10 protein-coding genes and 3 pseudogenes are annotated in these 15,091 nt (G+C 67.3%); 3 read left to right on the top strand and 10 right to left on the bottom strand.

The features are described 5' to 3' along the window. Positions 1-2 precede the first annotated feature (2 nt). Positions 3-566, top strand: a complete 564-nt coding sequence (locus D000_RS0110855) for a hypothetical protein (protein ID WP_018873546.1) — start codon at positions 3-5, stop codon at positions 564-566. A 139-nt stretch (positions 567-705) separates the two neighbouring features. On the opposite strand, the gene malQ is transcribed toward D000_RS0110855, so the two are convergent. The 3 genes from malQ to glgC are packed head-to-tail and all read right to left on the bottom strand — an operon-like array spanning position 706 to position 5,188. After that, on the bottom strand, positions 706-2,181 hold the full coding sequence (gene malQ / locus D000_RS0110850; RefSeq protein ID WP_018873545.1) for a 4-alpha-glucanotransferase: 1,476 nt from the start codon (positions 2,179-2,181) through the stop codon (positions 706-708). A gap of 3 nt (positions 2,182-2,184) precedes the next feature. Further along, a complete protein-coding gene (locus tag D000_RS0110845; protein ID WP_018873544.1) occupies positions 2,185-3,933 on the bottom strand; it encodes a glycoside hydrolase family 57 protein in 1,749 nt (582 codons plus the stop codon). Next, the gene (gene glgC, locus D000_RS0110840; protein WP_018873543.1) at positions 3,923-5,188 is read right to left on the bottom strand and encodes a glucose-1-phosphate adenylyltransferase; all 1,266 of its coding nucleotides are present in this window, start codon (positions 5,186-5,188) and stop codon (positions 3,923-3,925) included. Before glgC ends, D000_RS0110845 begins: the two co-directional genes overlap by 11 nt. 134 nt (positions 5,189-5,322) lie before the next feature. Here glgC and glgB point away from each other — a divergent pair, with 134 nt between their 5' ends. Next, entirely contained in the window at positions 5,323-7,536 is a 2,214-nt protein-coding gene (glgB, locus tag D000_RS0110835) for a 1,4-alpha-glucan branching protein GlgB (protein WP_026279931.1), read from the top strand. A gap of 97 nt (positions 7,537-7,633) precedes the next feature. Here glgB and D000_RS13500 read toward each other — a convergent pair. From D000_RS13500 to D000_RS14220, 6 genes and pseudogenes are all read right to left on the bottom strand, one after another. Continuing rightward, a pseudogene (locus D000_RS13500) lies at positions 7,634-8,083 on the bottom strand (PQQ-dependent sugar dehydrogenase); the annotation flags it as partial. A 284-nt stretch (positions 8,084-8,367) separates the two neighbouring features. Beyond that, positions 8,368-9,045: pseudogene (locus D000_RS13495) on the bottom strand (PQQ-dependent sugar dehydrogenase); the annotation flags it as partial. Between the two features lie 94 nt (positions 9,046-9,139). Beyond that, positions 9,140-10,630, bottom strand: coding sequence for a lysine--tRNA ligase (gene lysS, locus D000_RS0110825; protein ID WP_018873540.1), 1,491 nt, complete (start codon positions 10,628-10,630; stop codon positions 9,140-9,142). A 24-nt stretch (positions 10,631-10,654) separates the two neighbouring features. Further along, positions 10,655-11,750 (bottom strand): peptide chain release factor 2 gene (gene prfB / locus D000_RS0110820; RefSeq protein ID WP_155999284.1). Its coding sequence is split into 2 segments (ribosomal slippage): positions 10,655-11,677 and positions 11,679-11,750, totalling 1,095 coding nucleotides; the frame shifts between segments, so codons are not numbered across the junction. A gap of 85 nt (positions 11,751-11,835) precedes the next feature. Continuing rightward, positions 11,836-12,798 carry a hypothetical protein gene (locus tag D000_RS0110815; RefSeq protein ID WP_018873538.1) on the bottom strand — a complete coding sequence of 321 codons (963 nt, stop codon included), beginning with the start codon at positions 12,796-12,798 and terminating at the stop codon, positions 11,836-11,838. Beyond that, positions 12,795-12,944 (bottom strand): hypothetical protein, encoded by a 150-nt coding sequence (locus tag D000_RS14220; RefSeq protein WP_018873537.1) that lies wholly within the window; start codon positions 12,942-12,944, stop codon positions 12,795-12,797. Before D000_RS14220 ends, D000_RS0110815 begins: the two co-directional genes overlap by 4 nt. Positions 12,945-13,115: 171 nt before the next feature. On the opposite strand from D000_RS14220, the gene D000_RS0110805 reads away from it, so the two are divergent. Further along, the gene (locus D000_RS0110805) at positions 13,116-14,612 is read left to right on the top strand and encodes a DUF255 domain-containing protein (RefSeq protein ID WP_051074970.1); all 1,497 of its coding nucleotides are present in this window, start codon (positions 13,116-13,118) and stop codon (positions 14,610-14,612) included. Positions 14,613-14,950: 338 nt separating this feature from the next. Here the strand turns inward: D000_RS0110805 and D000_RS14215 are convergent. Continuing rightward, positions 14,951-15,091, bottom strand: a pseudogene (locus D000_RS14215) (methyl-accepting chemotaxis protein); the annotation flags it as partial.

The following is a 15,091-nucleotide window of genomic DNA, read 5'->3' as shown; positions in this document are numbered from 1 at the left end:
TTATGAAGATTCATTCCCGATCCCTCGCCGCCCTTGTTGCCGCGGCCGCACTGGCACTGGCCAGCCCGCTCGCCATGGCGCAGGGCATGGGCCAAGGTCAGGGACAGGGCGGAGGCCCGCAGATGGAGATGCAGCAGCTCCAGCAGACGCTGGCCGAGACCCAGCAGCGGGCCATCGAAAACAACCCGGACCTCGAACAGAAGGGCGAGGCACTGGAGAACCTGGTCCTGGACAAGATGGAATCCGCTGGCTACCAGCCGCGCCGTGATCTGGAAACCCTCGAATCAGCCGAAGAGCAGCTGCGTGATCCCGATCTGAGCACCGAGCAGCAGCAGGAGATCTTTCAGTCCGAGTCGGTTCAGCAGGCCCAGATGAACCTGCAGGAGGCCCAGCAGGCCGTTTCCCAGGACGAAGAAATCCTGGAGGCGCAGGCCGCCCTGCGCGAGGACCTGATGTCCGCGATGCGCGAGGAAAATCCCGACATCGACGATGTGCTCCAGCGCATGCAGGCCATTCAGCAGCAGATGCAGCAGCAGGGTGGCCAGGGCGGCGGCATGATGCGCTAAGCCCCTCGGCACCGTCGCGCCCGAGTGGCGCACCGGCAGCCCGGCCCGGCCCCGACGAGGGGCCGGGCTTCTTTATGCCTGGCCCAGTTGTTTCGTTGACCCCACCCTGACAGCCGCCCCCCGGGACGCCCTCGCGGGATCATTCCAGGCGGCCGGTGGACTCCATCAGCGCGCGCATCGCCGGTGTCTGCTCCGGCGGCAGCTGCGCCCAGTCGAAGCGCCAGCTCCAGTTCGCATCCGTCACCGTCCCCGGCAGGTTCATCCGTGCCTCCGAACCCAGCTGCAGGACATCCTGCATCGGCAGGATCGCGAGCTGTGCCGGCGAGCGGCAGGCCGCCCGCAGCATCGGCCAGGGCATCTCGTCGGCCGCTCCGGCATCCAGCGTGGCGATCACGTGCTGTTGCATCGGCGCGTCCAGACTGTGGAACCAGCCAAGCGTCGTGTCGTTGTCGTGAGTGCCGGTATACACCGCGCTCAGCTCGTCATGGTTGGCCGGCAGGTAGGGGTTGTCCGGACCACCCTCGAACGCGAACTGCAGGATGCGCATCCCGGGCAGATCAAAGCGCAGGCGCAGCGCAGTGACCTCGGGGGTAATCACACCAAGATCTTCAGCCAGTAACGGCAATGCCCCCAGACGGGCCTCCAGGCACTCGAAAAACGCAGCACCCGGACCCGCCACCCAGTGGCCGCCGGTCGCATCGGGTTCATCGGCCGGGATCGCCCAGCTCGATTCGAAGCCGCGGAAGTGATCAATGCGCACCGCGTCCACGGTCTCCAGGGTCCAGCGCATGCGCTCCACCCACCAATCGTAGTCGCGGGCCTGCAGCCGGTCCCAGCGGTAATGCGGGTTGCCCCAGCGCTGCCCGGTCGCGGAGAAGTAGTCCGGCGGCACACCGGCCACGGTCAGCGGATGACCGGTCGCGTCCAGATCGAACAGATCGCGGTGGGCCCAGACCTCGGCGGAATCATGGGCCACGAAGATCGGCATGTCGCCGAGGATCATGATGTCGCGTGCGCGCGCATGCTCGCGCACGTCCTGCCACTGGTCGAACAGCACGAACTGGGCGAAGCGCACGGCCTCCAGCGCCTCCGCGGCCTCCTGCTGCAGCGCCGCCAGCGCGTCCGGTTCGCGGTCCCGCCGCGCCTGCGGCCATTCCCACCAGGGGCGGCCGCCCTCCTGCTCGCGGATGACCACAAAGCGCGCGAAATCGTCCAGCCACACCGGGCCCTGGGCGTCACAGAAGGCCTGATAGGCCTGTGCCCAGCCCTCCGGCGCCTGTGCCAGACCGGCACGCGCCTGGTGCAGCGCTTCCGCCACCGGGATGTCCCGTTCGTCCAGGCCCGCACGTTCCGCCAGGCGGTGGCGGTCGATCATGCGGACATCACCGGCAAACGCGGAGATGCTGGCATAGGGCGACCCGTCCGCCTGCGGCGGGTGCAGCGGCAGGATCTGCCACAGCCCGAAGCCGGCTTCGCGCGCCCAGTCCACGAAGCGCAGCGCCTCGGCGCCCAGGGTGCCGACCGGCGCCGGGCCGGGCAGCGAGGTCGGGTGCAGCAGGACGCCGGCACGCCGACGCTGCATCAGGGGGTTGGCGTGTTCGCTTCCGGCCTCCATGCCCTATTGCCCCTTGCGCATGGTCCCGCCGGCTTCCGGGTCCCCGCCCCCTACCGACAGGACTTCGCCGAGGGAGTCGGGTACGTCCAGATCCGCCAGCTGGTACAGCCGCGCCAGGTGCCGCCGGTAGAGCTGCTCGAAGTCGCTCACGGAACCCGCCGGGTTGTACTCGCCGAACCACCAGCACCAGTCGGAACCCTCGCAGACCGCCAGTTGCCGGCGCAGCTCCGGGGTATCCAGAGAGGGATGCTGCGCAATGGCCTGACTCACCGCCGTCCACGCCTCGATCAGCCGATCCCAGCCCAGGTTTTTGTCACGGTCGCCGATCCAGGTGGAGAAGGTGCCGTACACCCAGGAGCCCGCCACCAGCCCGGGCAACTCACCACGATCGGCGCGGGGACCACTGCGCTGGCATACATCGGAGAAGGTGCACAGGTTCAGCCGCGGATTGACCGCCACCCGTTCGTACAGCGCACGCAGGAAGTGGAAACCGTTGTCCGGGTAGTACTCCCAGGCATTCTCGCCATCGAGGATCACGGCGACGACGCCCCCATCGGGCGAGACGTCGGCGATGTTCTCCAGGTGGTGCACGAAATCGCCAACCGCATCGTCAGCATGCCAGTCGGCGTAGCGGAAACCGATGGCATCGGATAGCCCGTCATCGCGGAAGAACAGCTCGGTCTCGGCCCCCTGCAGCCGGTAGGGCCGGTGCAGCCAGCCCTCCTGCGCCGCGGAGCCGGTGTGCGACTGCGCGGTCTCGCCCGCCGCGGCCAGGCTGTTGCCGAGGACCGTCTGCCCGCTGGCCGTCCAGCAGATGTCGTAATCGTCCAGCAGACGCACCGTGGCCTCGCTGAGGCTGCCCTCGGAGGGCCAGCAGCCCCGGGGCCGGAAGCCGAAGTGCTCCTCGAAAACCTCCAGCCCGCGTTCGATGTGCCAGCGCACCCGCGCCTCGCCATCGGGATAGCTCGGGGCCTCGGGCAGCGCCACATCGGGCATCGCCTCGCGCGCGGAGCGCAGGTCGAGCAGCAGCGGCATGATCGGATGGGCATAGGGGGTAAACGAGAGCTCCACGCGCCCCTGACGGGCCAACTCGCGATAGCGCGGCAGGATCCCCTTCACCTCGTCGCGGATCACCTTCAGCAGGCGCGAACGCACATCGCGGTTGAACCCGGTATCGGTCTTCAGCCATCCCTGCACCTCGGGGTAGGCGCGGCGTACCGTCTCGCCCAGCCAGGCCAGGTGGTAGCAGGTGGCCAGATCCTGGAAGTAGCGATTATCCAGGTGGCCCAGCAGGATCGGGTCTTCCAGCGCCTGTCGCGCCAGGGCCGCGAGACGCTCGAACAGCGGGAAGGGTTCGATCATGCGCGGGGCATGGGCCCGCAGGCACACGCGCAGGATCTCGCGTCGCTGCACCGGCTCCACCGGCACAATGTCCATCTGCAGCAGATCCAGCACCGGGTCGCCGAAACTGCAGTGGTTGCCAATACCGGACTCCAGGCGTTCGCTGTAGTCGGCGATCTGCTCCAGCAGGATCGGCGCGAAGTTCACCACCGCGCGCGCTTGGGGACAGGCCTCCAGATGCGCCGCCATATCGGTGTAGTCCTTCAGTGCGTGAAGGTAGGTCCACGGCAGCACGTATTCGCCGGCGCCGGAGTCGAAGTACTGCGGCTGGTGCATGTGCCAGCACAGCACCACATCCAGCTGCGGCGGCTGAGTGGCGAGGGCGGTGGTACTGCCGGATTCAGCGGACATGGTGGGTCGCCTGTCCGAGCATTTCCGGTGTCACCACGCGCACCCCTCCGGGCGAGACGAAGTAGTCGCGGGCATCGGCCTCGTCGTCGACGCCGATCGTGGTCCCGTCCGGGATTTTGCAGCCCTTGTCGATCACCGCCTTGCGGATCACGCAGTTCTCGCCGACAGTCACGCTCGGCAGGATCACCGAGTCTTCCACGGTGGCGCAGGCGTTAACCTGCACATTGGAGAACAGCAGCGAGTGCCGCACGGTGCTGCCGGAGATGATGCAGCCGCCGGAGACCATGGAATCGATCGCCATGCCGCGGCGGTCATCGTCGTCGAAGACGAACTTGGCCGGCGGCAGCTGTTCCTGGTAGGTCCAGATCGGCCACTCCGAGTCGTACAGGTTCAGCTCGGGCGTAACCCCGATCAGCTCCAGGTTGGCCTGCCAGTAGGAGTCGATCGTCCCCACGTCCCGCCAGTAGCCCTGACGTACGCCCTGCTCGTCCCGGAACGGATAGGCCATCACCTGATAGCGGCTGATAATGTTGGGGATGATGTCCTTGCCGAAGTCATGCGAGGAAAAGGTATCGTCCGCATCTTTGACGAGCTGCTCGAACAGGAACTTGGTATTGATCACGTAGATCCCCATCGAGGCCAGCGAATGGGTCTCGGTGCCCGGGATCGGGGCCGGGTCCTCCGGTTTCTCGGCAAACGAGGTAATGCGATTGCGGGCGTCCACCCCCATTACCCCGAATGCCTTGGCCTGGTTGCGCTCGACCTCCAGGCAGCCCACGGTCATGTCGGCGCCACTCTCCACGTGAAAGGCGATCATCTGGCCGTAGTCCATCTTGTAGATATGGTCTCCGGCCAGGATCAGCACATAGCTCGGATTGTGCTGGCGGATAATATCGATGTTCTGGTAGACCGCATCGGCGGTCCCGGCGTACCACGAGGTCTCGATCCGCTGCTGCGCCGGGAGCAGTTCGATGAACTCGCCGAACTCGCCGCGCAGGAGGCTCCAGCCACGCTGCATATGCTGGATCAGCGAGTGCGCCTTGTACTGGGTCACCACCGCCACCTGGCGGATGCCCGAGTTGATACAGTTGGACAGCGGGAAATCGATAATCCGGAATTTGCCCCCGAACGGTACGGCCGGCTTGGCCCGCCACAGGGTCAGTTGTTTGAGACGCGAGCCACGCCCTCCTGCCAGAATCAGGGCCAGGGTCTCCCGAGTCAGGCGGCTGACGTAACGTTGCGGTTGCGGATTCATGCACCCATCCTTGCCAGGTCGTGTTGTACTTTGAGGAGGCAGACACCGGATCCGACCGGCACCGCCCCGATGTGTTCGGCCCGTTCGGCCCGAACCCCGCTGTCCCACCATCGAAATGCGAGCTTGATCCGAGTATGGCAACAGCCCCCCACAAATGCACCCGTTCCGCCCCGGTGGCGTTAGCCCGCCTGGCTGAAGCCCGGCTCCATGATCCGCACAGCGTTCTGGGCTGTCATGAGCTGGATCAAAAGACGGCCTGTTATCGGGCCTGGCTGCCTCACGCGCACGCGGCCAGAATCACCCTGGCCGATGGCCGCCCTGCCGCCCTCGAGGCCGCGCCCGAGGCCCCCGGACTGTTCCTGTGGCAGGGCCCGGCGGCGACCCTCCCGGCCCACCCGCAGCTCGACTGGGAACCCGAGGGTGGCACAACCACGTTGCAGACAATTGACCCCTGGAGCTTCGCCCCGGATCTGCCCGACTTCGACCGCCACCTGTTCGCCGAGGGCCGGCACTGGCACGCCCACCGCATGCTCGGTGCGCATCCGCTGGCCCGCGACGGCATCGACGGCGTGCGCTTCGCCGTCTGGGCACCGAACGCCGAGCGCGTGTCGGTGGTGGGTGACTTCAACCGCTGGGACGGGCGCTGCCACCCGATGACGGTACACCCCGGCTGCGGCATCTGGGAGCTGTTCATCCCGGGGCTGTCCGCGGAAACGCTCTACAAGTTCGAGATCCGCAACCGCGACCACGGCAGCCTGCATCTCAAGACGGACCCCTACGCCCGCGCCTACCAGCAGCGCCCGGAGACGGCCGCGCGCATCCGCCCGTCCAGCACCTATGCCTGGGCCGATGGCGACTGGATGCAGGGCCGCGACCCGGACGCCTGGAAACACCGCCCGATGAGCATCTACGAGGTGCACCTGGGCTCCTGGCAGCGCAGCCCGGAAGGCCACTGGCCGACCTACCGCGAGCTGGCCGAGCGTCTGGTCCCGTACGCCCGCGACATGGGCTTCACCCATATCGAACTGCTCCCGGTAACCGAGCACCCCTTCGACGGCTCGTGGGGCTACCAGAGCACCGGGTTTTTCGCCCCCACCTCGCGCTTCGGCGACCCGGACGATTTCCGCTACTTCGTCGACCAGGCCCACCAGGCCGGGCTCGGCGTGCTGCTCGACTGGGTGCCCGGCCACTTCCCGCGCGACGAGTTCGCGCTCGCCCGTTTCGACGGCACCGCACTGTACGAACACGAAGATCCGCGCATCGGCGAGCACCGCGGCTGGGGCACGCTGATCTTCAACTACTCCCGCCCCGAGGTGCGCAATTTCCTGCTCTCCAGCGCCCTGTGCTGGGTCGAGGACTTCCACATCGACGGTCTGCGCGTCGATGCCGTCGCCTCCATGCTCTATCGCGACTACGACCGCGAGCCGCACGACTGGCTGCCCAACATCCATGGCGGCAACGAAAACCTGGAGGCCATCGACTTCCTGCGCCACCTGAACGAGACCGTGCAGACCGCGCACCCGGGTGTCGTGATGATCGCCGAGGAATCCACCGCCTGGCCTGGCGTCAGCCGCCCGCCGTCCATGGGCGGGCTTGGCTTCACCATGAAGTGGAACATGGGCTGGATGCACGACACCCTGACCTACTTCGGCATGGATCCGATCTACCGGTCGCATCACCACGGCCAGCTCACCTTTGGCCAGCTCTACGCCTACAGCGAGAACTTCGTGCTGCCGTTCTCGCACGACGAGGTGGTGCACGGGAAGCGCAGCCTGCGCGGGCGCATGCCCGGCAACGAATGGGAGCAGTTCGCCAACCTGCGTCTGCTGTTCGCCTGGCAGTGGCTGCATCCCGGCAAGAAACTGCTGTTCATGGGGCAGGAGTTCGGCCAGGGCCCGGAGTGGGCGGAAGATCGCGAGCTGGACTGGTACGTACTGCAGTATCCGCTGCACCAGGGCCTGCAGCAGCTGGTGCGTGACCTGAACCGGGTCTACCGCGAGCGGCCCGCCCTGCATGCCCGCGAGTTCGAGCCGGACGGCTTCGCCTGGCTGGACTGCGACGATGCCGGCCACTCGACCCTCAGCTTCCTGCGCCGCGATGATCACGGGCACGAGTGCCTGGTGGTGCTGAACCTGACCCCGATAGAGCGCCCGGCCTACCCGGTACCGGCGCCGCATACCGGCAGCTGGCGAGTCATCATGAATACCGATGCCGAGGCCTACGGCGGCGCCTCGCGCGGCCCGGCCCAGGCGCATGCGGAACCGGTCGAGCGCAGGGGGCACCCGGCCACGCTGTACCTGCACCTGCCGCCACTGGCGGCCCTCGTGCTGGAGCCGGCCGGCGACTGACCGCCAGCGGCCGCTCGCCTACAGCACCCAACCCGCCGGACCGGCCCTGTGTGCGGGCCGGTCCGGATGCGGGGCGCGCGCATTCAATGCATCGGGATCATTCCAGGCGATAAAGCCCGCCATCCGAATGGTCCGTCAGCACGTAGATGTGCCCCTCCGGTCCCTCGCGGACATCGCGAATGCGCCCGATCTTGCCGTGCAGCAGCTCTTCTATGTGCACGACTTCGTCGTCCTCGATCACGATGCGCAGGATCCGTTCAGCACGCAGGCCGCCCGCCAACAGATTGCCTTGCCAGGACCCGAAGCGATCCGCCGTGACCATCGCCAGTCCGGACGGCGCCAGCGTCGGCAGGAACTCGTAGACCGGGTCGATCATGTCCGCGTCGTAACGCGCCTCGCCAAAGGGTTCCTCGGACCGATAGTCGCGCCCCCGCGACACCACCGGCCAGCCGTAGTTGCCCCCGGCTTCCATGCGATTCAGTTCATCCCCGCCCCGGGGCCCGTGGTCCGTCAGCCAGATCGTGCCGTCCTCCGGATCCACCACTAGGGAGACGCTGATTGAATCGCACGTCCGCGCTCGAGTCGCTTTTGCGTGCGAACAAGGCGCGGTGACTGCGGTGCAGTCATTCTGCACAAGGGAGCCGCAACGCCGTGCGTGCGCAAAAGCGGCCGAGCCCCTGCTTTCAATGGCTTGTGGGGTTGGTGCCCCCTGTTCCCCGATCCTGCGTTGCGCCGCTTGCGGGTAGAATCACTACCCGCTGCACGACGCGCCTTGCCTCGGAAAACAGGGGGCGCCAACGCGGACGTGCGATTCAATCAGCGTCTCCCTAGCCCCTGCGAATTGCGCAGGCCATAGGCAAAGATGTGCGGCTGGGCATCATCGCGGTCTACAAACGGGTTATCCGCCGGGGCCTCGCCATCCTCGGTCAGGCGCAGCAGGGACCCGGTATGCGCGGACAGGTCCTGGGCCGGGTCCTCCTGGCGTCGATCGCCGATCGTCATCAGCAGGGTGCCATCGGCCTGCCAGGCCAGCCGCGAACCGAAGTGGCCCGGATTGCTCCCGCCCCGGTCCTGGCGAAACAGCTCCTCCACGTCGTGCAGGGCCCCGTCCTCCAGGCGCCCGCGGCCCAGCGCGGTGTAGGACTGATCGGAATCCCCGGTGACATAGGTGAAGTACACCCGGTGGTTCGCCGCGAAGTCCGGGTGCAGCGCAACCTCCAGCAAGCCGCCCTGACCGCGCGCCACGACCTCCGGCACACCCTCGACCGAGCTCACCTCGCCATCGCGCACCTGTTTCAGCGCACCCGTGCGTTCGGTCACCAGATAGCCGCCGTCCGGCAGGAAGGCCACCGACCAGGGGTGCTCCAGATCACCGGCCACCCGCACGAGATCGAACTGTTCGTACTCGCTGGAGATGCCTTCCTCGACCACCTCGCCGGCCAGGGCCGAGCCCATCAGGGCCAGCCCCGCGACCAGCGCACCGGTGCGGATGGCGTCGCCTCGTTTCATTCCCGCTCGCATGCCGTACCTCCCGTTATCTGCCATTGCAGAAATGGGACACGACGACCGGGGGATTGTTCACGCGACGGCGTGGCGTGCCGAATCAGGCCTCCGGGCGCAGGTGCGGGAACAGCAGCACGTCGCGGATCGAGGCGCTGTCGGTCAGCAGCATCACCAGGCGGTCGATGCCAATGCCCTCGCCCGCCGTGGGCGGCAGGCCGTATTCCAGGGCGCGGATATAGTCGGCGTCATAATGCATCGCCTCGTCGTCGCCGGCGTCCTTCTCCGCGACCTGGGCCTGGAAGCGTTCGGCCTGGTCCTCGGGGTCGTTGAGCTCGGAGAAGCCGTTGGCGATCTCGCGCCCCCCGACAAACAGCTCGAAGCGGTCGGTCACGAACGGGTCGTCGTCATTGCGCCGCGCCAGCGGCGAGACCTCGGTCGGATAGGCGGTGATGAAGGTCGGGTGACGCAGCTTGTTCTCGGCGGTGTACTCGAAGATCTCGGTCCACAGCTTGCCGAGCCCGAAGCTCTGCTTGATCGGGATCTCCAGGCGCTCGCAGTGGGCGCGCACCTTGTCGATGTCGGCCAGGTCCTCGCTGCTGATCTCTGCGTTGTGCTCGAGGATCGCCTCGCGCACGGTCATGCGGGTGAACGGCTGGCCGAAGTCGTAGGTCTCGCCCTGGTACTCGATGGTGGCCGTGCCCAGCACGTCCTCGCACAGCCCGCGCAGCAGCGTCTCGGTACGGTCCATCAGCGCGTGGTGGTCCACAAACGCCTCGTAGAACTCGAGCATGGTGAACTCGGGGTTGTGCCGGGTGGACAGCCCCTCGTTACGGAAATTGCGGTTGATCTCGAAGACCTTCTCGAAGCCGCCGACGACCAGGCGCTTCAGATACAGCTCCGGCGCAATGCGCAGGTACAGCGGCATGTCCAGCGCGTTGTGATGGGTGGCGAACGGCCGCGCGGTCGCGCCGCCCGGGATCACCTGCATCATCGGGGTCTCCACCTCGATGAAGTCCTCGCGCTCGAAGTATTCGCGAATGTAGCGCACGATCCGGGTGCGGGTGCGGAACAGCTCGCGGCTGTCCGGGCTGGTGATCAGATCCACGTAGCGCTGGCGGTAGCGCTGTTCCTGGTCGGTCAGGCCGTGGAACTTCTCCGGCAGCGGGCGCAGGCTCTTGGTCAGCAGGCGCAGATCGTCCAGCTGGACCGTCAACTCGCCGGTCTTCGTCTTGAACAGCGTGCCCTGCCCGCCGACGATATCGCCCAGGTCCCAGTGCTTGAAGGCCGCGTAGACGCCTTCCGGCAGGCTGTCGCGCTGGGCGAACAGCTGGATATCCCCGGACTGGTCGCGCAGGCGGACAAAGCTCGCCTTGCCCATCACGCGCTTGCCGATCATGCGCCCGGCAACGGTCACGCGAATCCCCTGCCCCTCCAGCGCCTCGCCTTCGGTGTCGTCATGCGCGGCGTGCAGATCGGCCGCCAGGGCATCGCGGCGGAAGTCGTTGGGGAAGGCCGGGCCGGCCTCGCGCAACTCGTTCAGCTTGGCGCGACGCTGGGCGATCAGCTTGTTCTCGTCGGTGGTTTCGGTCATCGGGAATCCCGGTAAAAGAAAGCGTTACAGCCCGCTCTTCAGGCTGGCTTCAATGAACTGGTCCAGGTCGCCATCGAGCACGGCCTGGGTGTTGCCGACCTCCACGCTGGTGCGCAGGTCCTTGATCCGCGACTGGTCGAGCACATAGGAGCGGATCTGGCTGCCCCAGCCGATGTCGGACTTGGTGTCCTCCACCGCCTGCTTCTCGGCGTTGCGCTTCTGGATCTCCATCTCGTAGAGCTTGGCCTTCAGCTGCTTCATCGCCGTGTCGCGGTTCTTGTGCTGCGAACGGTCGTTCTGACAGGCCACCACGATGCCGGAGGGCTCGTGGGTAATGCGGATCGCGGACTCGGTCCGGTTGACGTGCTGCCCGCCCGCCCCGGAGGCCCGGTAGGTATCCACGCGCAGATCCGCCGGGTTGATCTCGACCTCGAAGCTGTCGTCCACCTCCGGCGAGGCGAACACCGAGGCGAACGAGGTATGCCGGCGATTGCCCGAATCGAACGGCGACTTGCGCACCAGTCGGTGCACGCCGGTCTCGGTGCGCAGCCAGCCGAAGGCGTACTCGCCCTCGATACGCACGGTCGCGCTCTTGATGCCTGCGACCTCGCCCTCGGACAGCTCGATGATCTCGGTCTTGAAGCCGTGATTCTCGGCCCAGCGCAGGTACATGCGCAGCAGGATGTTGGCCCAGTCCTGGGCCTCGGTACCGCCGGAGCCGGCCTGGATGTCGAGATAGGCGTTGGCCTCGTCCATCTCGCCGGAGAACATGCGCCGAAACTCCAGCGCCTCGACCCGCGCGGTCAGGGCGGCGACGTCGGCCTCCACCGCGGATGCCGTCTCGGCATCGTCATCGGCCTCCGCCATCTCCAGCAGGTCGCGGCTGTCGTCCAGCTGCGTGCCGATCTCGCGGATGTTGACGACGATGTTCTCGAGCTGGGCGCGTTCCTTGCCCAGCGCCTGGGCCCGCTCCGGGTCGTTCCAGATGTCCGGGTTTTCCAGCTCGCGCTGGACCTCTTCTAGGCGTTCTTCCTTGACCGGATAGTCAAAGATACCCCCTAAGGCCTTCCAGGCGGCCTTTCAGGTCATCAATCTGGGAATACAGCGCGTTCAGTTCCATGGCGATTTCCGTCCGGTGCCTCGCCGATCGCGGCGGCCCGTTGCGTGGGGAGAAAAGCCGCGCAGTATAACACCCGCAGGCCGTTTCAGGGCCTGCGTGCCCGCCGCCAGAACGCCAGCAGATCGCCGCGCCCGAGCGCGAGCGCCCCCGGTCCCGTCCCCGGCTCCGCCTGCGGGTCGATGAACTCCAGCGCCTTGATGTCGCCGCGCCGCAACCCCCGCATTCGCGGCGCCACCACCTCCGTGGCCACCGACTCCAGCAGTTCCAGCCGGCGCTCGGGGGTCGGCGGCGCCGCCAGCGCATCCACCACCACCACGGTATCGCCCTGCGCCACGGGGGCCGCGGCCGGATCGGCCTGCCAGTCAAGCCCCGCGCCCGCGGCCAGCCAGCGCCCCAGCGCCCCGCCCCCGCAGACACGACCGGCCGCAGACTCCGCGCCCGGCCGGCCGGGCGACCATAACCACAGGCCGTGAACGGCACCCCGCCCGTCCCGTTCGCGCTGCAGGTTCACCGGGTGCTGGAACCAGGCCATCTGCAGGCCCGTGGTCAGCACCTGCAGTCGCCGCGCAGCCTCGCCATGCAGGGGGGGCGCGGACATCGCGCGCCCCAGCCCCAGCGACGGGGGCAACCCGGATACCTCGCCTTCGGCCTCCATGCGCAGCTCCCACAGTCCGTCCGCCGCCATCACCAGTTGGGCACCGGCGGCCTCGAGTTCAGGCTGCGCGGCCGCCCACAGCGCCTCCCGCTCGGCCTCCTCGACGGCATCCACGGGGTGCGCGACCAGGTCCTTCATTCCGGGCGTCAGCTGTACCGGCGAGGCCAGAAAGTGTCGGGCCCCGCTGGCGGTCGGGCGATAACCGATACGTTCGGCGAGCGCCGCCTCCCAGCCGATTGCGAGTCCCGCCCCGCCATACGCACGCGCCCGCCCGAGCCAGCGGCCGAGGCGGTGAACGGCGCGCGGCGGTGCAGCCGCCTCGAGAGGCCCGGACCGCGCCCACAAACCCGGCAGCAGGTACGCAACCGTTGGCCGCCAGGCACCCGCCGTCATGGCTGCGCCCTGCGCGCGATACCGCGATTGCGCGGCAGCCGGACATGCCCGGCACCCGGCTTGATCCCCCCCGCGCGGGCACCACGCTCGTCTACGTTCGACGCATACAGGACCCGATGCCGGGCGTGCTCGATCATCATGGCCATCCCGACCCGTGTTCCCAAGCAAAACAGGCGGCCATCCTACCACCGCCTCCCCACCCGAACGCCCGTCGTGGCGGCTGGTCTATAACAGTAAATGAATCACAACAAAGTATGGCCATGAAACACTTCCGCCCCCTTCACTCGCTGCTGCGTACCCGCCCACGGCCCGGCCGGATGCTCCGGGGGCTTGCGACCGTGCTGGTCCTGCTGGCGTTCGCCAGCCCGGTTGCAGCGGAGGACTACCCGGCCGACTCGGCCATTGAGTGGCAGGAGTGGGACAGCGCCCTGTTCGAAGAATCCGAGGCGCGGGAGCGCCCGATCTTCTTCTACTTCCACGGCCAGTGGTGCACCTGGTGCCGTGACTTTCAGGATGAATCGCTGGAGAACCCCGATGTGGTTGACCGCATCGAGCGTCACTACATCCCGGTGCTGGTGGATCTGGACGAACGTGCCGATCTGTTCCGGCGCTACGGTGGACGCGGGCTGCCCTTCGTGGTCATCGTGAACGCCGAGGACGAAATGCTCACCCGCTTCACCGGACACGTCAGTGCCCGTGATTTGCAGAGCATCCTCGAAAGCCAGCGCGACATGTTCTCGGTGACCGGACGCGAGATCACCCCCGACGATGCCGCGATCGACAATCTCGACACCTTCGTGGAAATGCTGGACGAGGTCTACGACGCCCGCGCCGACCGCCTGAGCGGCAGCGCCACGTTCGGCACCCTCAGCAAGCGCCCGCAGCCCTGGACCTACCGTTTCCTGCTGCGCACCGAGGGCTGGGAAGACCGCATACCGGGGCTGCTGCACCAGGTTGCGGACGACCTCTTTGATGAGGTCGAAGGCGGGTTCTTCTTCTTCCACGACCCGGACCAGCGCGACCCCGTGCTGGCCCTGGAGACATCGAAGCGCCTGGACCAGAACGCCGCGTTCCTCTGGCTGTTTGCCGAGGCCTACGAGACCCTCGGCGACGAGCGCTACCGCGATATCGCCCATGGCATTCGCGACTATCTGCGTGAACAGCTGTGGGACGCGCGCCAGCTCCGCTTCGGCAACAGCCAGTACGCCGACCGCGAGTACTACCAGCTGGATACCGAAAAACGCGCGGATACCGAACCACCACAGGTCGACCGCAATACCTACGCCGACACCTCCGGCCAGGCCATCGCCGCCCTGGCCAGTTTCGCGAGGGTGATGGAGGATCGCGACACCCTGGACTGGGCGCGCGACGCCCTGCAGGCACTGGACCGCTACCTGCAGACCGAGAGCGGCTACCTGCACGGCCTCACGGCCGCCGGGCGTCCCGCCATGGAGGGCTACCTCCCGGCCCAGATCTGGCCCGAGATCGCCCGCCAGGAACTGGCACGTTCCACCGAGGCGCTGGAAGGCGAACTCCCGTCCATGCCCGACCCGGTGGCGGCACTGGACCGCCTGGAGCCCTTCTTCGACGCTGACCTGGGGGCCCATGCCGAACGCGTGGGATCCGACCTGGAGCCCTGGTCGGAGACCCGCAGTCAGGCAGCCCTGGCCTGGTGGCTGTACCGCCTGCCGGAGGCTGCGATCACCGACTCCCACATCGACCGCGACACCGTCCGCGCGCGCCTGCGGATCGAGCCCGGGGCCGACCCGGATGATGTCGCCCTCGGCTTCGACGCCCTGCGCCGGGGCTTCTAGCGACGCGCCGGAAACGGCTGGCCACCGGCCGCTGTTCCCGAATCCGACAGGCTCCTAGGGAGACGCTGATTGAATCGCACGTCCGCGTTGGTGCCCCCTGTTTTCCGAGACAAGGCGTGTCGTGCAGCGGGTAGTGGTTCTACCCGCAAGCGGCGCAACGCAGGATCGGGGAACAGGGGGCACCAACCCCACAAGCCAATGAAAGCAGGGGCTCGGCCGCTTTTGCGCGCGCACGGCGTTGCGGTTCCCTTGTGCAGAATGACTGCACGGCAGTCACCGCGCCTTGTTCGCACGCAAAAGCGACTCGAGCGCGGACGTGCGATTCAATCAGCGTCCCCCTAGGCCTGCTGGCGAAACCCCGCAACCTCGCCCTGCAGCTGCTGCGCCAGTGCCTCCAGTGCCTCGACGGCCTGCTGCATCTCGTTCGCCCCGTCGGCGTTACGAATGGCAATGTCATTGATGTGATGGATGTTCCGGTT

This window comes from Thioalkalivibrio sp. ALJ16, from assembly GCF_000377345.1.
Lineage (GTDB): Bacteria > Pseudomonadota > Gammaproteobacteria > Ectothiorhodospirales > Ectothiorhodospiraceae > Thioalkalivibrio.
This window is presented reverse-complemented; position numbering and strand designations above follow the sequence as displayed.